This window comes from Clostridium lentum, assembly GCF_014287815.1.
GTDB lineage: Bacteria > Bacillota > Clostridia > Clostridiales > Clostridiaceae > Clostridium > Clostridium lentum.
On the sequence record NZ_JACOOQ010000015.1, the window covers coordinates 31,016 to 48,223 of the forward strand.

Genomic DNA, 17,208 nt, shown 5'->3' on the forward strand with positions numbered 1-17,208 from the left:
TATTGAAGGGAGGATATACCCTTGTTTGAATTAAACAATTTTGATGCTATACAAATAGGATTAGCTTCTCCAGATCAGATAAGAGAATGGTCAAGAGGTGAAGTTAAAAAACCTGAAACAATTAACTATAGAACACTTAAGCCTGAAAGAGATGGTCTATTCTGTGAAAGAATTTTTGGACCTATGAAAGACTGGGAGTGTCATTGTGGTAAATATAAGAGAGTAAGATACAAAGGTATTGTTTGTGATAGATGTGGTGTTGAAGTTACTAAAGCTAAGGTAAGAAGAGAAAGAATGGGGCACATAGAGCTTGCTGCTCCCGTTTCTCACATTTGGTACTTCAAAGGTATTCCATCTAGAATGGGATTACTTTTAGATATGTCACCAAGAGCACTTGAAAAGATACTTTATTTTGCTTCTTATGTAGTTATTGATCCAAAGGAAACTTCTTTATTAAAGAAACAGCTTTTAAGCGAAAAAGAATATAGAGAAGCAGTAGATAAGTTTGGTGAAGAAAGCTTTGTAGCTGGAATGGGTGCTGAAGCTGTTCAAGAGTTACTAGGTGAAATAGACTTAGAATCTCAATCAAAAGAATTAAAAGAAGAGCTAAAAACTAGCAGCGGACAAAAGAAAATAAGAGTTATCAGAAGATTAGAAGTAGTAGAATCTTTCAGAAAATCAGGAAATGATCCAAGATGGATGGTTATAAACGTAATTCCTGTAATACCACCAGACTTAAGACCAATGGTTCAATTAGATGGTGGAAGATTTGCAACATCTGATTTAAATGACTTATATAGAAGAGTTATCAACAGAAATAACAGATTAAAGAAGCTTTTAGATTTAGGAGCTCCTGATATAATCGTTAGAAATGAAAAGAGAATGCTTCAAGAAGCTGTTGATGCTCTTATAGATAACGGTAGAAGGGGAAGACCAGTAACAGGTCCTGGAAACAGAGCCCTTAAATCATTATCAGATATGCTTAAAGGTAAGCAAGGTAGATTTAGACAAAACTTACTTGGTAAGAGAGTTGACTATTCAGGAAGATCAGTTATCGTTGTTGGACCTGAATTAAAAATGTACCAATGTGGTTTACCAAAGGAAATGGCTTTAGAATTATTCAAGCCTTTCGTAATGAAGAAACTAGTTGAAGATGGAATAGCTCACAATATTAAGAGTGCTAAGAGAATGGTAGAAAGAGTAAACAATCAAGTATGGGATATACTTGAAGAAGTTATTACTGATCATCCAGTATTACTTAACCGTGCTCCTACTCTACACAGACTTGGTATTCAAGCATTCCAACCTGTATTAGTTGAAGGTAGAGCAATCAAGCTTCACCCATTAGTATGTACAGCATACAATGCTGACTTCGATGGTGACCAAATGGCGGTTCACGTTCCATTATCAGTAGAAGCTCAAGCAGAAGCAAGATTCTTAATGCTTGCAGCTGGAAATATCATGAAACCATCTGATGGTAAGCCAGTTTGTGTTCCTACACAAGATATGGTTCTTGGTTCATACTATTTGACAATGGATAAAGAAGGATGTAAAGGTGAAGGAAGTTATTTTGCATCAGTAGACGAAGCTATAATGGCATACAACGTTAAAGCTATAGATATTCACGCATTAATCAATGTAAGAATGTTTAGAGAAGTTAATGGTGAAATGAAACATGGAATAATTAAGACTACTGTAGGTAAGATAATGTTCAATGAATCAATTCCACAAGATTTAGGATATGTTGATAGAGAAAATCCAGAAACTATGTTTAATCTTGAAGTTGATTTCTTAATTACTAAGAAGACATTAGGAAAACTTATTGATAAGTGTTATATTAAGCACGGTCCAACTAACACATCAATAATGTTAGATAACATAAAAGCTTTAGGATACCACTATTCATCAATTGGTGCTATTACAGTAGCAGCGTCTGATATGGTCGTTCCAGAAGCTAAGTACACTTTACTAGCTGAAGCAGAAGCAACTGTAGATAAGATAGAAAAGATGTACAAAAGAGGATTCATATCTGATGATGAAAGATATGAGAGAGTTATTGCTACTTGGACTAAGACAACTGAAGATGTAGCCAACGCACTTATGGATAGTATGGATAAGTTTAATCCAATATTCATGATGGCTGATTCAGGAGCTAGAGGTTCTAAGGCACAAATCAAACAATTAGCAGGGATGAGAGGGCTTATGGCTGCTCCATCAGGTAAGATTATCGAGTTACCAATCAAGGCATCATTCAGAGAAGGTCTTGACGTACTTGAATACTTCTTATCAACACACGGTGCGAGAAAGGGTAATGCCGATACAGCACTTAAGACAGCGGATTCAGGTTACTTAACTAGAAGACTTGTTGACGTATCACAAGATGTTATCGTAAGAGAAATAGATTGTGGAACTGAAGAAGGATTATTAGTTTCTGAAATTAAAGAAGGAAACGAAGTAATCGAAGGATTAGCTGAAAGATTATATGGTAGATATACAGCTGAAGATATCTTCCACCCAGAAACAGGTGAATTATTATTACCAAGAGATACATTTATTGAATCTCACATGGCTGATAAGATAGCTGATTCAGGCGTTAAAGAAGTTAGAATAAGATCTGTATTCACATGTAACAGTAAAATAGGTGTTTGTGCTAAATGTTATGGTATGAACTTAGCAACAGCACAAAAAATAAATATTGGTGAAGCTGTTGGTATAATAGCTGCACAATCAATCGGTGAACCTGGTACTCAGCTTACAATGAGAACATTCCATACAGGTGGGGTTGCCGGTGCCGATATCACTCAAGGTCTTCCTAGAGTTGAAGAATTATTTGAAGCTAGAAAACCAAAGGGGCTTGCTATAGTTTCAGAAGTTAGTGGTACTGTAAGAGTTGAAGAAACTAAGAAGAAGAGAACGGTACACGTAATGACAGCTGAAGGCGAAGAACGTAGTTATGAAATTCCATTTGGATCAAGATTAAAAGTAACTAACGATGACATAATAGAAGCTGGGGATGTTATTACTGAAGGTTCAGTAAATCCACATGATATTATGGCTATTAAAGGTGTTGATGGTGCTAGAGAATACTTACTTTCAGAAGTACAAAAAGTTTACAGACTTCAAGGGGTTGATATCAACGATAAGCACTTAGAAGTTGTTGTTAGACAAATGACTAGAAAGGTTAAAGTAAGCGAACCAGGAGATACTGAATTATTACCAGGAACTATGATAGATATGTTCGATTACAATGCTGAAAATGCTAGAGTTAGAGAGTTTGGTGGAGAAGAAGCACAAGGTGAAATCGCATTATTAGGTATCACTAAGGCTGCACTTGCAACTGATAGTTTCTTATCAGCAGCATCATTCCAAGAAACTACTAGAGTTCTTACAGAAGCAGCTATTAAAGGTAAGATAGACCCACTAGTTGGATTGAAAGAAAATGTTATTATAGGTAAGTTAATTCCAGCTGGTACAGGTATGATGAAATATAGATCATTAAATGTAGATGTAAAAGGCGATGAGGAAGAAGTCGAAATTACAAATACTATAGAATAATACAGTGCAATTTTATTGACATGTGTATGCTTAAATGATAAAATACCAATTGTGTGATTTATAAAGCTACACTACAATATGATTGTCTACATGATTCATGGAGGCAAACTTGTTGAAGCATGCCTCCCTGAACTAAGATTAGGAGGGGGATTCATGTTAGACAAGATTGTAGAAAAGAAAGTTATTGGAATAAAACAATGTCTAAAATTTATAAAACTTGGCAAAGGCAAGGTTTTATATGTAGCTAATGATGCAGACGCTAGATTGATATCACCTTTGATAGAGCTAGCGGAAAAAGAAAACATAAAAATTGTAGAAGTTTCTACAATGAAGGAACTAGGATTGATGAGCGGTATTGAAGTTAGAAGTGCAGCAACATTAATCATAGAAAAATAAATTTGTGTTTATCTTATTTATATAGATAAATAAATTTCAGGAGGTGAAAAAATGCCAACTATAAGCCAATTAGTTAGAAAAGGAAGAAAATCTGCTGCTAACAAATCAACAGCACCAGCATTAAATGAATGTCCACAAAGAAGAGGAGTTTGTACAGTTGTTAAGACTACTACTCCAAAGAAGCCTAACTCAGCTTTAAGAAAAGTTGCCAGAGTAAGACTTACAAATGGATTCGAAGTTACTGCATATATCGGTGGTGTAGGACACAACTTACAAGAGCACAGCGTTGTTCTTATAAGAGGTGGTAGAGTTAAGGACCTTCCTGGGGTTAGATACCACATCGTAAGAGGGGCACTTGACTGTGCTGGTGTAGCTAACAGAATGCAAGGAAGATCTAAATACGGTGCTAAGAGACCAAAACAAAAATAGTTTCTTAAACTAAGATAGTGCTTATCTTCGGCATTTACATAGATTTAAAGAAATTTAATTAGATTTATATAGATGTAAGAAGCGAAGCACTTTGCGGCAAATGTAAAGTGTTGCCGAGTACCGATGACTTAAAAGTAAAAAGTGATTAAGGAGGGAAGAAAAGTGCCAAGAAAAGGATTTATCGCTAAAAGAGATGTATTACCAGATCCAATGTATAACTCAAAGGTTGTTACTAAGTTAATAAACAATGTTATGGAAGATGGTAAAAAAGGAGTAGCTCAAAAAATATGCTACGATGCGTTTGAAATAATGGCGCAAAAAACAGGCAGAGATGCTTTAGAAGTATTCGAAGAAGCTTTAAACAATGTTATGCCTTTATTAGAAGTAAAAGCTAGAAGAATAGGTGGTGCTAACTACCAAGTTCCAATAGAAGTTAGACCAGAGAGAAGACAAACTTTAGGTTTAAGATGGATACTAGCAGCTGCTAGAAAAAGAGGCGAAAAAGTTATGGCTGAAAGATTAGCTGGAGAATTATTAGATGCAGCTAACAATACTGGAGCTGCTGTTAAGAAGAGAGAAGACACTCACAAAATGGCAGAAGCTAATAAAGCATTCGCTCACTACAGATATTAATAAACTGAAACTGTTTTGGCTTATGCCAAAGCAGTTTTGTCGAATATAAAATTACTCATTGAGAGGAGGATATACAATGGCTAGAAAATATCCATTAGACAAATTCCGTAACTTCGGAATCATGGCTCACATTGATGCTGGTAAAACAACAACAACTGAGCGTATATTATTCTACACTGGTAGAAGCCATAAAATAGGTGAAGTACACGAAGGTGCTGCGACTATGGACTGGATGGTTCAAGAACAAGAAAGAGGTATAACAATTACTTCTGCAGCAACAACTTGTATGTGGAATGGACACGAATTAAACATAATAGATACTCCAGGACACGTAGATTTTACAGTAGAAGTTGAAAGATCTTTAAGAGTTCTTGACGGTGCTGTAACAGTTCTTGATGCTAAGAGTGGGGTTGAACCTCAAACTGAAACTGTTTGGAGACAGGCAGATAAGTACAAAGTACCAAGAATGATTTATGTAAACAAAATGGATGCTACAGGTGCTGACTTCTTCAGATGTGTTAACACTGTAAGAGATAGATTAAAAGCTAATGCAGTTCCAATACAAATACCAGTAGGTGCTGAATCAGAATTCAAAGGTATGATTGACTTAATATCAAACCATGCTATTATTACTTATGATGATTTAGGTAAAGATGTAAGAATTGAAGAAATTCCTGCAGAATTAGCTGATCAAGCAGAAGAATACAGAATGGCTATGATAGAAGCTATCGCTGAAACTGATGAAACATTAATGGAAAAATACCTTGAAGGTGAAGAATTAACAGAAGAAGAATTACATGCTGCTTTAAGAAAAGCTACTATAGCTAATGAAATAGTACCATGTATTTGTGGTTCTTCATACAAGAACAAAGGTGTTCAAGAAATGATTAACGGTGTTGTTGCTTACTTACCATCACCATTAGATATTCCAGCTGTAACTGGAACAAACTTAGATGGAGAAGAAGATTCAAGACCAGCTTCAGACGATGCACCAATGTCTGCTTTAGCATTCAAGATTGCTACTGACCCATTCGTTGGTAAATTAGCATTTACAAGAATCTATTCAGGTGTAATGAACAGTGGTTCTTACGTTCTTAACTCAACAAAAGGTAAGAAAGAAAGAATCGGAAGACTTGTTAAGATGCATTCAAACACTAGAGAAGAAGTTGAAGCATTAGAAGCAGGTGAATTAGGAGCAATCATCGGATTAAAGAACACTACTACTGGTGACACTTTATGTGATGAAAATGCACCAATCATATTAGAATCAATGGAATTCCCAGAACCAGTTATCGAAGTTGCTATCGAGCCTAAAACTAAGGCTGGTCAAGAAAAGATGGGATTAGCTTTAGCTAAACTTGCTGAAGAAGATCCAACTTTCAAGACTTGGACAGATCAAGAAACTGGTCAAACAATCATCGCTGGTATGGGTGAGTTACACTTAGATATCATCGTTGATAGATTACAAAGAGAATTCAAAGTTGAATGTAACGTAGGTGCTCCTCAAGTTGCTTACAAAGAAACTATCAGATCAGCTGTTAAAGCTGAAGCTAAATATGCTAAGCAATCAGGTGGTAAAGGTCAATACGGTCACGCTGTTATTGAAATGGAACCAACTGAAGGTGAATACGTATTTGAAAATGCTATCGTTGGTGGAGCTATTCCAAAAGAATACATTCCTGCTATCGATGCTGGTATCCAAGAAGCAGCTAAGAATGGTATAATCGCTGGATACGAAGTTATTAACTTCAGAGTTAAATTAGTTCACGGTTCATACCACGAAGTCGATTCATCAGAAATGGCATTCAAAATTGCTGGATCTATGGCATTCAAAAATGCTATGCAAAAAGCAAGCCCAGTATTACTTGAACCAATGATGAAGGTTGAAGTAACTGTACCAGAAGAGTACATGGGAGATGTTATCGGTGATATCAACTCAAGAAGAGGTAGAATGGAAGGAATGGAAGCAGTTAATGGAGCTCAAGTTATAAGAGCATTCGTACCATTATCTGAAATGTTTGGATATGCTACTACTTTAAGATCAAGATCTCAAGGTAGAGGAGTTTATTCAATGGTATTTGATCACTATGAAGAAGTTCCAAAGAACATTCAAGAACAAATAGCTGGTAATAGAGCTAAATAATTAACTAATTAAGTAATAACTATTTGTAATATTGATTATAATAATAGTCAATATTACAAATATTAAAAAATATAAATAATGAATTAGAAAACATATTAATTATAATAATAATTAGTATGAATCATATAATTTTATTTCCAAAAAGGAGGAATTTGCAAATGGCAAAGCAAAAATTCGAAAGAAGTAAACCACACGTAAATATCGGAACAATTGGTCACGTTGACCACGGTAAGACTACATTAACAGCAGCAATCACAACTGTTTTAGCAAACAGAGGATATGCAGAAGCATTCAACTATGCAGATATAGATAAGGCTCCAGAAGAAAAAGAAAGAGGAATCACTATCAACACTGCTCACGTTGAATATGAAACAGAAACAAGACACTATGCTCACGTTGACTGTCCAGGACATGCTGACTACGTTAAGAACATGATCACTGGTGCTGCTCAAATGGACGGTGCTATATTAGTATGTTCAGCAGCAGATGGTCCAATGCCACAAACAAGAGAACATATACTACTAGCTTCAAGAGTTGGTGTTGACTACATCGTTGTTTTCTTAAACAAAGCTGATATGGTTGACGATGAAGAATTATTAGAATTAGTTGAAATGGAAGTTAGAGAATTATTATCTGAATACAACTTCCCAGGAGATGATATCCCTGTAATTAAAGGTTCTGCATTAAGAGCTTTAGAAAACCCAACTGATCCAGAAGCAACAGCTTGTATCATGGAATTAATGGATGCTGTTGATAGCTACATCCCAACTCCAGAAAGAGCTACAGATAAGAACTTCTTAATGCCAGTAGAAGATGTATTCACAATCACTGGTAGAGGAACTGTTGCAACTGGAAGAGTTGAAACTGGTGTACTTCACGTATCTGACGAAGTTGAAATCGTTGGTTTAGCAGAAGAAAGCAGAAAAGTAGTAGTAACAGGAATCGAAATGTTCAGAAAGTTACTAGATGAAGCACAAGCTGGAGATAACGTAGGGGTATTATTAAGAGGTATCCAAAGAACTGAAATCGAAAGAGGTCAAGTTTTAGCTAAAGTTGGATCAATTAAGCCACACAGCAAGTTTGTAGGTCAAGTATACGTACTTAAAAAAGAAGAAGGTGGAAGACATACTCCATTCTTCGATGGATACAGACCACAATTCTACTTCAGAACAACTGACGTTACTGGATCAATCAAATTACCAGAAGGTATGGAAATGGTTATGCCAGGAGACCACATCGATATGAACGTTGAGTTAATAACTCAAGTTGCTATGGATGAAGGATTAAGATTTGCCATCAGAGAAGGTGGAAGAACTGTAGGTTCAGGAGTTGTTACTAAAGTTTTAGGATAATTCCTACTTTAGAATAGCTTAACTATCTTAATTACTAAAATAACAAATTTAACTTTTAAATAAATTTTATAGCGTTAAATAAATGTGATCACAATAAAAAAAGAGAGTAAAGGGACGCCTTTGCTTTCTTTTTTTATATATTATAAGAAAATAATCAATTAAATGAAGTAAATAGAAAAAAGTAAATGTTTAATATATTAATAATTGGGAAAGTTAAAAATAAGAGTAATATAAGGTTAAATTTAAAATAAAAAATATGTTGAAAAAAGCAATAAATCCATATAGAATTATAAGTAACAACTGACGAAAAAATAATTAAAGTTTTTAAAAAGCATTGAAAAAATTAATCAAAAAGGCGAAAAAAAAGTCTTGATTAACATATATAAACATAGTATAATAAAGAAGTTGTGTAGCATAATGCGATGAATCAAGAGGTTGCCGGACTTCCGGGGTATTCTTGAGGAGCTAGTCAGGATCTAGAATCCGACGGCAGTAGTGTGCTATATGTTTAGGTGTGATACACCTGGAACAGTTTACAGAACAGCTACTGTTGTGCGTTAGAAGTAAAGCGTACATGAAAAGGAGGGAAACCAGAATGTCAAAACAAAAAATAAGAATCAGATTAAAAGCTTTTGATCACACTATATTAGATCAATCAGCTGAAAAAATTGTTGAAACAGCTAAATCTACAGGTGCAAAGGTTGCAGGTCCAATACCTCTACCAACTGAGAAAGATGTTGTTACAATATTAAGAGCTGTACATAAGTACAAAGACTCTAGAGAACAATTCGAAATAAGAACACACAAGAGATTAATCGATATAGTTAATCCATCACCTAAGACAGTTGATGCTTTAATGAGATTAAACTTACCAGCAGGTGTTGATATCGAAATAAAGCTTTAATTTAAATAATTAAATAAACAGTTTGAACGGTTATGATTGCTAAGCAATCCGCTAATTCGTTTGGGAGGTGTAAATACATGAAAAAAGCTATAATAGGTAAAAAAATTGGTATGACTCAAATTTTCGATGAAAATGGAAGAGTTATTCCTGTAACTGTAGTAGAAGCTGGTCCATGTGTTGTTGTTCAAAAGAAAACTATCGAAAAAGATGGTTATGAAGCAATACAAGTAGGATTTGGCGATGTTAGAGAAAAATTAGTTAACAGCCCAAGAAAAGGTCACTTTGCTAAAGCTGGTGTTTCTTTAAGAAGAACTTTAAAGGAATTCAGATTAGAAAATGCTAACGAATATGAAGTAGGTCAAGAAATAACTGCTGATGTTTTCGTTGCAGGAGATAAAGTAGACGTATCAGGAGTTTCTAAAGGAAAGGGATTCCAAGGGGTTATCAAGAGATGGAATGCTAACAGAGGACCAATGTCACACGGTTCTAAGTTCCACAGAGCAGTAGGTTCAATGGGAGCTTCTTCTGATCCATCAAAAACTTTCAAAAACAAAAAAATGCCAGGGCATATGGGAGCTAAAAACACTACTGTATTAAACTTAGAAGTTGTTAAAGTAATAGCTGAAAAGAACTTAATATTAGTTAAGGGTGGTATCCCAGGAGCTAACAAGAGCACTGTTGTTATAAGAAACGCAGTTAAAGCTTAATTTCTTTAGAAAGGAGGAAACAGAATGCCTAAGTTAGGATTATTTAACATAGAAGCAAAGCAAGTTGGAGAAATCCAATTAAATGATAATATATTTGCTGCAGAAGTAAATGCAGACGCAATGCACCAAGTAGTTGTTGCATTATTAGCTAACAAGAGACAAGGAACTCAATCAGCTAAAACAAGAGCTGAGGTTAGAGGAGGCGGAATCAAGCCTTGGAGACAAAAAGGAACTGGTAGAGCTAGACAAGGTTCTATAAGAGCACCTCAATGGATCAAAGGTGGAGTTGTATTCGCACCAAAGCCAAGAAGCTACAGAATGTCTATCCCTAAATCAATGAGAAGAGTTGCTATGTTATCAGCATTAACAAGCAAAGTTCAAAATGATGAAATGATAGTATTAGAAAGCTTAGTAATGGATGCTCCAAAAACTAAGACTGTAGTTGGAATGTTAAACGCATTCGAAGCTAAGAAAACATTAATCGTTACTGCTGAATCAAATGAAGCAGTATATAAATCAGCTAGAAACATTGAAGGTGTTACAGTTATGCCTGTAAACAACATCAACGTTTATGATTTATTAAAATATCCAAAAGTTATAATGACTAAGGATGCTGTATCAAAAATCGAGGAGGTGTACGCATAATGAGAATGACAAGCCACGATATAATCAGAAAGCCTGTTATAACTGAAAAGAGTATGGCAGCAATGGCTGAAAATAAGTACACTTTCATAGTTCATATGAGCGCTAACAAAGTTCAAATAAAAAGAGCTGTAGAAGAAGTTTTCGGTGTTAAAGTTGAAAAAGTTCAAACAGTTAGAACTATGGGAAAAACTAAGAGAATGGGCGTACATGTTGGAAAGAGAGCTGACCAAAAGAAAGCTATCGTAACATTAGCTAAAGACAGCAAAGCTATTGAATTCTTTGAAGGAATGCAATAATAATAAAGCGCAGTATTGGTATTAAACCAGATAAGCTTAAAGAAGGAGGGAATTAGCATGGCAGTTAAAAAGTTTAGACCTACTACACCATCAAGAAGACAAATGACAATGGCTACATTTGATGAAATAACAACAAATTCACCAGAAAAGTCACTTCTTGTTTCTTTAAAGAAAACTGGTGGTAGAAATGCACAAGGTAAAATAACTGTTAGACACCACGGTGGTGGAGCTAAGAGAAAATACAGAATAATAGATTTCAAGAGAAATAAGGATGGTATTCCAGCAAAAGTTGCTACTATAGAATACGATCCAAACAGAACAGCTTACATTGCGTTAGTTGTTTATGCAGATGGGGAAAAGAGATACATACTTGCTCCAGTAGGATTAAAAGTTGGAGATGTAGTTGTTTCTGGACCAGAAGCAGATATCAAACCAGGTAATGCATTACCATTAAAGAACATGCCAGTTGGTACAGTAGTTCACAACATTGAATTACAAGCTGGTAAAGGTGGTCAAATGGTAAGATCTGCAGGTACTTCAGCTCAATTAATGGCTAAAGAAGGTAACTATGCAACATTAAGATTACCATCAGGTGAAATGAGATATGTAAGAATCGAATGTAGAGCTACAATCGGTACAGTTTCTAACACTACTAACGATATCATCAATATTGGTAAAGCTGGTAGAAAGAGACATATGGGATGGAGACCTACAGTTAGAGGTTCTGTAATGAACCCTTGCGATCACCCTCATGGTGGTGGTGAAGGTAGATCACCAATCGGTAGACCAAGTCCAGTTACTCCATGGGGTAAACCAGCACTTGGATACAAGACTAGAAAGAATAAGAAATATTCTGATAGATTCATAATAAAGAGAAGAAATAGTAAGTAATTTGAAGAGAAGATAAATTCTCTTCAAGCTTACTAGCCACAAATTATGAAGGGAGGCCAATTATAATGAGTAGATCAATAAAGAAGGGACCTTTCGTTAAAGAAAGTCTTTTAAAGAAGATAGAAGAAATGAATGCTAATGGTGAAAATAAAGTTGTTAAGACTTGGTCAAGAAGTTCAACAATTTTCCCACAAATGATCGGTCATACAATAGCTGTACACGACGGTAGAAAGCACGTTCCAGTTTATATAAGTGAAGATATGGTTGGACACAAGTTAGGTGAGTTTGCTTTAACTAGAACATACAGAGGACACGATTACGACGAAAAAGCATCAAGAAAGAGAAAGTAATCTTTGAAAGGAGGAACATCAATGGAAGCTAGAGCTATAGCTAAATATGTGAGAATGTCTCCAATGAAAGTAGGAGTAGTTCTTGATTTAATAAGAGGAAAAAACGTTAACGAAGCTTTTGCGATATTACAATATACTCCAAAAGAAGCTGCAGTAGTAATAAACAAAGTTTTAAAATCAGCAGTTGCTAATGCAGAAAACAATCATGACTTAAACGTTGAAAACCTATATGTTGCAGAAACATTTGTAGGTGCTGGTCCAACTTTAAAGAGATTCAGACCAATGGATCACGGTAAAGCGTTCAGAATCAACAAGAGAACAAGTCATATTACGGTAGTAGTTAAAGAAAGAGCATAATTAGAAGAAGGAGGGAAAACAAGTGGGTCAAAAAGTAAATCCTCACGGACTTAGAGTAGGAGTTATCAAAGGTTGGGATGCAAAATGGTATGCTGATAAGAAGACATTTGCTGACAACTTAGTTGAAGATAACAAAATAAGAGAATTCGTAAAGAAAGAACTTTTCTCAGCTGGTATCGCTAAGATTGAAATCGAAAGATCAGCTAAGAGAATTAAATTAAACATCCACACTGCTAAACCAGGTGTAGTAATTGGTAAAGGCGGAGCTGGAATTGAAGCTTTAAAAGCTAAATTAGCTAAAATAGTTGATGGAAAGAACATCTTAATTAACATTGTTGAAGTTAAGAATGCAGAAGCTAATGCACAATTAGTTGCTGAAAACATAGCTGCACAATTAGAAAAAAGAGTATCTTTCAGAAGAGCTATGAAACAAAGCATCCAAAGAGCTATGAAATTAGGAGCTAGAGGTGTTAAAACAGCTTGTTCAGGTAGATTAGGTGGAGCTGAAATGGCTAGAACTGAACAATATCATGAAGGAACAATCCCACTACAAACTTTAAGAGCTGATATCGACTATGGATTTGCTGAAGCAAATACAACATACGGTAAGATAGGTGTTAAAGTATGGGTTTATAATGGAGAAGTTCTTCCTACAAAAAAAGTTGAAAAGAAGGAAGAAGTTGAAGCATAAGAAAGGAGGAATTAGACTATGTTAATGCCTAAAAGAGTTAAGCATCGTAAGGTACAACGTGGTAGAATGAAAGGGAAAGCTACTAGAGGTAACTTCCTTGCATACGGAGATTATGGTATTCAAGCACAAACTTGTGGATGGATCACTAGTAATCAAATAGAATCTGCCAGAATTGCTATAAACAGATACATTAGAAGAGGTGGAAAACTTTGGATAAAGATTTTCCCAGATAAGCCAGTAACTGAAAAACCAGCTGAAACAAGAATGGGTTCAGGTAAAGGTTCACCAGAATATTGGGTAGCAGTAGTTAAACCAGGTAGAGTATTATTCGAATTATCTGGAGTTAATGAAGAAGTTGCAAGAGAAGCAATGAGACTTGCATCACACAAGCTTCCTGTAAAGTGTAAATTCGTTACAAGAAGAGATTTTGAGGAAATGGGTGGTGAAGAATAATGAAGGCTAGAGACCTAAAAGAGTTAAGAACAAGCAATTCTCAAGATTTAAAAGTTAAGTTAAATGACCTTAAAGCTGAATTATTCAACTTAAGATTCCAATTAGCTACTGGACAATTAGAAAATCCTATGAGAATAAGAGAAGTTAAAAAATCTATAGCCCAAATCAAAACCATCATAAGAGAAGAAGAGATCAGGGCATTTGAACAGTAAATCTGGAAGGAGGTAGCCCCTAATGGAAAGAGGACTAAGAAAGAAAAGATTAGGTAGAGTTGTTTCTGATAAAATGGATAAGACTATCGTAGTTGCTGTTGAAACTAAGGTTAGACATCCATTATACGGAAAAACTATGAATACTACTACTAAATTCAAAGCTCATGATGAAAATAATGAAGCTAAAATGAATGATAGAGTTGTAATAATGGAAACTAGACCATTATCTAAAGATAAGAGATGGAGACTTGTTGAAATAGTTGAAAGAGCTAAATAGGCTTTAAAACTGAAAGGAGGGTAATTCAATGATACAACAACAAACCTTACTAAACGTAGCTGATAACTCAGGTGCTAAAGAAATCATGTGTATCAGAGTATTAGGCGGATCAAAGAGAAAGTTCGGTAACATTGGAGATGTAATAGTAGCTAGCGTTAAAAAGGCAACACCAGGCGGAGTTGTTAAAAAAGGTGACGTAGTTAAAGCTGTTATAGTTAGATCTGTAAGAGGATTAAGAAGAGCTGACGGTTCATACATCAAATTTGATGAAAACGCAGCAGTAATAATAAAAGATGATAAGCAACCAAGAGGAACTCGTATCTTCGGGCCAGTTGCTAGGGAGCTAAGAGATAGAGAATTTAACAAAATATTATCATTAGCACCTGAAGTTCTATAATAAGGAGGTGGCTCATTTGAAGTTACATGTTAGAAAGAATGACACAGTTGTAGTTATTTCAGGTAAAGATCAAGGTAAAACTGGTGAAGTTTTAAAAGTATATCCAAAGACTGGAAAAGTTCTAGTACAAGGAGTTAATATAGTTAAGAAACACCAAAAACCTAACAGAGCAAACGCTCAAGGTGGAATAATAGAAAAAGAAGGAGCTATATACAGCTCAAAAGTTATGTTATACTGCACAAAATGCAAAAACGCTACAAGAATTAGCAACAAAATCTTAGAAGATGGTACTAAGGTTAGAGTTTGTAAGAAGTGCGGAGAAACATTCTAATTTCTGAAAGGAGGCACTATAAATGACACCAAGACTTCAAGAAAAGTATAAAAACGAAGTAGTTCAAGCTATGGTTGAAAAGTTCGGATACAAAAATGTCATGGAAGTTCCAAAGCTTGAAAAAATAGTTATAAACATGGGAGTTGGAGAAGCTAAAGATAACCAAAAGATTTTAGAATCTGCGGTTAATGATTTAACTTTAATCTCAGGACAAAAACCTATCTTAACAAGAGCAAAGAAATCAGTTGCTAACTTTAAGATCAGAGAAAACATGGCATTAGGATGCAAAGTTACTTTAAGAGGAGCTAAGATGTTTGAATTCGCTGATAAGCTTATGTCAATAGCTCTTCCAAGAGTAAGAGATTTCAGAGGAGTTTCTGATAGAGCATTCGATGGAAGAGGAAACTATTCTTTAGGAATTAAAGAACAATTAATATTCCCAGAAATTGAATACGATAAGATCGATAAGGTTAGAGGGATGGATATAATCTTCGTAACAACAGCTAAAACTGACGAAGAAGCAAGAGAATTATTAAGATTCCTTGGTATGCCATTCGCTCAATAATAAGGAGGGAAAACTGTGGCACGTAAAGCTATTATTGAAAAGTGGAGCAAGACTCCTAAATATAAAACAAGAGCTTATACAAGATGCAGATTATGTGGAAGACCACATTCAGTATTAAAGAAGTTTGGTATTTGCCGTATATGCTTTAGAGAACTTGCTTACAAAGGTGAAATCCCTGGTTGCAAGAAAGCAAGCTGGTAAGAACTTAAACGACTGAAAGGAGGCAAAATAAATGGTTATGACAGATCCTATCGCAGATTTGCTAACACGTATCAGAAATGCAAATTCTGTAAGACATGAAGTAGTAGAAGTTCCTTCTTCAAACGTAAAGAAGGCTATTGCAAATATATTATTACAAGAGGGATACATTAAAGAAATCGAGGAATACAACGATGGTGTAGTTCCAATGATGAGAATATCTCTTAAATATGGAGCAAACAAAGAAAGAGTTATAACTGGTATTAAGAGAATATCTAAGCCAGGTCTAAGAGTTTACTGCAAGAAGGATGAAGTTCCAAGAGTTCTTAATGGATTAGGAATTGCTGTAGTTTCAACTTCTAAAGGTTTAGTTGTAGACAGAGAAGCTAGAAAAATGGGCTTAGGCGGAGAAGTTATCTGCTACGTATGGTAGTAATTAATTCAGAAATTAACTTTATATAGATTATTATAGATATACAATTAAAACAGGAGGTGCGATTATGTCAAGAGTAGGTAGATTACCAATAGCTATCCCAGCTGGTGTTACTGTAACAGTTGACGAAGCTAACGTTGTTACTGTAAAAGGACCAAAGGGTCAATTAGTTAAAGCTATGGACAAAGACATGAATATTGCAGTTGAAGACAACCAAGTAGTTGTAACTAGACCTAGTGATGTTAAAGAGCACAGAGCTCTTCACGGATTAACTAGAGCTCTTATCAATAACATGGTTACTGGAGTTGAAAAGGGATACTCAAAAACTCTAGAATTAGTTGGTGTTGGTTACAGAGCACAATTACAAGGAAAGAAACTTGTAATGAACTTAGGATTTTCACATCCAGTTGAAATAGAACCAATCGAAGGAATTACTTTCGAAACACCTGCTGCTACTAAAGTAGTTGTATCAGGTATCGATAAGGAATTAGTTGGAGCGGCTGCTGCTGATATCAGAAAATGGAGAAAACCTGAACCATACAAAGGTAAGGGAATCAAGTTTGAAGGTGAAGTAATCAGACGTAAAGAAGGAAAAACTGGTAAGAAATAATTAGGAAGGAGTGAACCAATATGTTTAAAAAGGCAGACAAAAAGGCTTTAAGAGCAAAACGTCACCTTAGAGTACGTAAAAAGATTTCTGGTACTCCTGAAAGACCAAGACTTTCAGTATATAGAAGTGAAAAAAATATATATGCTCAAATAATAGACGATGTTAATGCTGTAACATTAGTATCAGCTTCTACTGTAGATAAAGAGTTAAAAGTAAATGCTGGTGGAAACAAAGAAGCAGCTAAAATGATCGGTGAAGCTGTAGCTAAGAGAGCTTTAGATAAAGGTATTACTGAAGTTGTATTTGACAGAGGTGGATACGTATATCACGGAAGAGTTCAAGCTTTAGCTGAAGCAGCTAGAGAAGCAGGCTTAAAATTCTAA

Annotated in this window: 24 protein-coding genes; all 24 read left to right on the forward strand. The window is 35.2% G+C overall.

Translation table 11 applies throughout. From position 1 onward, the window contains the following. The first annotated feature begins 21 nt into the window (after positions 1 to 21). The 24 genes from rpoC to rplR all read left to right on the forward strand — a co-directional run bounded on the left by rpoC (position 22) and on the right by rplR (position 17,208). Positions 22 to 3,555 carry a DNA-directed RNA polymerase subunit beta' gene (gene rpoC / locus H8R92_RS09395; RefSeq protein ID WP_022212145.1) on the forward strand — a complete coding sequence of 1,178 codons (3,534 nt, stop codon included), beginning with the start codon at positions 22 to 24 and terminating at the stop codon, positions 3,553 to 3,555. A gap of 153 nt (positions 3,556 to 3,708) precedes the next feature. Beyond that, positions 3,709 to 3,951 (forward strand): L7Ae/L30e/S12e/Gadd45 family ribosomal protein, encoded by a 243-nt coding sequence (locus H8R92_RS09400; protein WP_186835302.1) that lies wholly within the window; start codon positions 3,709 to 3,711, stop codon positions 3,949 to 3,951. A 51-nt stretch (positions 3,952 to 4,002) separates the two neighbouring features. Continuing rightward, the gene (gene rpsL, locus H8R92_RS09405; RefSeq protein WP_022212147.1) at positions 4,003 to 4,380 is read left to right on the forward strand and encodes a 30S ribosomal protein S12; all 378 of its coding nucleotides are present in this window, start codon (positions 4,003 to 4,005) and stop codon (positions 4,378 to 4,380) included. Positions 4,381 to 4,542: 162 nt separating this feature from the next. After that, positions 4,543 to 5,013 (forward strand): 30S ribosomal protein S7, encoded by a 471-nt coding sequence (gene rpsG / locus H8R92_RS09410; RefSeq protein WP_022212148.1) that lies wholly within the window; start codon positions 4,543 to 4,545, stop codon positions 5,011 to 5,013. A 76-nt stretch (positions 5,014 to 5,089) separates the two neighbouring features. Beyond that, a complete protein-coding gene (gene fusA / locus H8R92_RS09415) occupies positions 5,090 to 7,156 on the forward strand; it encodes an elongation factor G (RefSeq protein WP_022212149.1) in 2,067 nt (688 codons plus the stop codon). Positions 7,157 to 7,314: 158 nt separating this feature from the next. Beyond that, positions 7,315 to 8,508, forward strand: a complete 1,194-nt coding sequence (tuf, locus tag H8R92_RS09420; protein ID WP_022212437.1) for an elongation factor Tu — start codon at positions 7,315 to 7,317, stop codon at positions 8,506 to 8,508. Between the two features lie 595 nt (positions 8,509 to 9,103). After that, positions 9,104 to 9,412 carry a 30S ribosomal protein S10 gene (gene rpsJ / locus H8R92_RS09425; RefSeq protein ID WP_022211980.1) on the forward strand — a complete coding sequence of 103 codons (309 nt, stop codon included), beginning with the start codon at positions 9,104 to 9,106 and terminating at the stop codon, positions 9,410 to 9,412. Positions 9,413 to 9,489: 77 nt separating this feature from the next. Beyond that, positions 9,490 to 10,119, forward strand: coding sequence for a 50S ribosomal protein L3 (gene rplC / locus H8R92_RS09430; RefSeq protein ID WP_022211981.1), 630 nt, complete (start codon positions 9,490 to 9,492; stop codon positions 10,117 to 10,119). Positions 10,120 to 10,143: 24 nt separating this feature from the next. Next, the gene (gene rplD / locus H8R92_RS09435; protein ID WP_022211982.1) at positions 10,144 to 10,764 is read left to right on the forward strand and encodes a 50S ribosomal protein L4; all 621 of its coding nucleotides are present in this window, start codon (positions 10,144 to 10,146) and stop codon (positions 10,762 to 10,764) included. Beyond that, positions 10,764 to 11,060 carry a 50S ribosomal protein L23 gene (gene rplW, locus H8R92_RS09440; RefSeq protein ID WP_022211983.1) on the forward strand — a complete coding sequence of 99 codons (297 nt, stop codon included), beginning with the start codon at positions 10,764 to 10,766 and terminating at the stop codon, positions 11,058 to 11,060. Before rplD ends, rplW begins: the two co-directional genes overlap by 1 nt. A 57-nt stretch (positions 11,061 to 11,117) precedes the next feature. Further along, the gene (rplB, locus tag H8R92_RS09445; protein ID WP_022211984.1) at positions 11,118 to 11,951 is read left to right on the forward strand and encodes a 50S ribosomal protein L2; all 834 of its coding nucleotides are present in this window, start codon (positions 11,118 to 11,120) and stop codon (positions 11,949 to 11,951) included. Positions 11,952 to 12,016: 65 nt separating this feature from the next. After that, the gene (gene rpsS / locus H8R92_RS09450; protein WP_022211985.1) at positions 12,017 to 12,301 is read left to right on the forward strand and encodes a 30S ribosomal protein S19; all 285 of its coding nucleotides are present in this window, start codon (positions 12,017 to 12,019) and stop codon (positions 12,299 to 12,301) included. 21 nt (positions 12,302 to 12,322) lie between these two features. Next, entirely contained in the window at positions 12,323 to 12,658 is a 336-nt protein-coding gene (rplV, locus tag H8R92_RS09455) for a 50S ribosomal protein L22 (RefSeq protein ID WP_022211986.1), read from the forward strand. Between the two features lie 22 nt (positions 12,659 to 12,680). Continuing rightward, complete coding sequence (gene rpsC / locus H8R92_RS09460) at positions 12,681 to 13,349, forward strand: 30S ribosomal protein S3 (RefSeq protein WP_022211987.1); 669 nt, start codon at positions 12,681 to 12,683, stop codon at positions 13,347 to 13,349. Between the two features lie 18 nt (positions 13,350 to 13,367). Then, on the forward strand, positions 13,368 to 13,802 hold the full coding sequence (gene rplP, locus H8R92_RS09465) for a 50S ribosomal protein L16 (protein ID WP_022211988.1): 435 nt from the start codon (positions 13,368 to 13,370) through the stop codon (positions 13,800 to 13,802). Then, positions 13,802 to 14,014 carry a 50S ribosomal protein L29 gene (gene rpmC / locus H8R92_RS09470; RefSeq protein ID WP_022211989.1) on the forward strand — a complete coding sequence of 71 codons (213 nt, stop codon included), beginning with the start codon at positions 13,802 to 13,804 and terminating at the stop codon, positions 14,012 to 14,014. Before rplP ends, rpmC begins: the two co-directional genes overlap by 1 nt. A 22-nt stretch (positions 14,015 to 14,036) precedes the next feature. Continuing rightward, positions 14,037 to 14,291, forward strand: coding sequence for a 30S ribosomal protein S17 (gene rpsQ / locus H8R92_RS09475; RefSeq protein ID WP_022211990.1), 255 nt, complete (start codon positions 14,037 to 14,039; stop codon positions 14,289 to 14,291). A gap of 28 nt (positions 14,292 to 14,319) precedes the next feature. Then, positions 14,320 to 14,688, forward strand: coding sequence for a 50S ribosomal protein L14 (gene rplN / locus H8R92_RS09480; protein WP_022211991.1), 369 nt, complete (start codon positions 14,320 to 14,322; stop codon positions 14,686 to 14,688). A gap of 16 nt (positions 14,689 to 14,704) precedes the next feature. Continuing rightward, the gene (gene rplX, locus H8R92_RS09485) at positions 14,705 to 15,019 is read left to right on the forward strand and encodes a 50S ribosomal protein L24 (RefSeq protein ID WP_022211992.1); all 315 of its coding nucleotides are present in this window, start codon (positions 14,705 to 14,707) and stop codon (positions 15,017 to 15,019) included. A 22-nt stretch (positions 15,020 to 15,041) separates the two neighbouring features. Beyond that, positions 15,042 to 15,584, forward strand: a complete 543-nt coding sequence (rplE, locus tag H8R92_RS09490; RefSeq protein ID WP_186835303.1) for a 50S ribosomal protein L5 — start codon at positions 15,042 to 15,044, stop codon at positions 15,582 to 15,584. Positions 15,585 to 15,599: 15 nt separating this feature from the next. Continuing rightward, positions 15,600 to 15,785 (forward strand): type Z 30S ribosomal protein S14, encoded by a 186-nt coding sequence (locus tag H8R92_RS09495; RefSeq protein WP_186835304.1) that lies wholly within the window; start codon positions 15,600 to 15,602, stop codon positions 15,783 to 15,785. 31 nt (positions 15,786 to 15,816) lie between these two features. Then, entirely contained in the window at positions 15,817 to 16,215 is a 399-nt protein-coding gene (rpsH, locus tag H8R92_RS09500; RefSeq protein WP_022211994.1) for a 30S ribosomal protein S8, read from the forward strand. A gap of 67 nt (positions 16,216 to 16,282) precedes the next feature. After that, positions 16,283 to 16,825: a 50S ribosomal protein L6 gene (gene rplF, locus H8R92_RS09505; RefSeq protein ID WP_022211995.1), complete on the forward strand. Its 543-nt coding sequence runs from the start codon at positions 16,283 to 16,285 to the stop codon at positions 16,823 to 16,825. Positions 16,826 to 16,845: 20 nt separating this feature from the next. Then, on the forward strand, positions 16,846 to 17,208 hold the full coding sequence (rplR, locus tag H8R92_RS09510) for a 50S ribosomal protein L18 (RefSeq protein WP_022211996.1): 363 nt from the start codon (positions 16,846 to 16,848) through the stop codon (positions 17,206 to 17,208).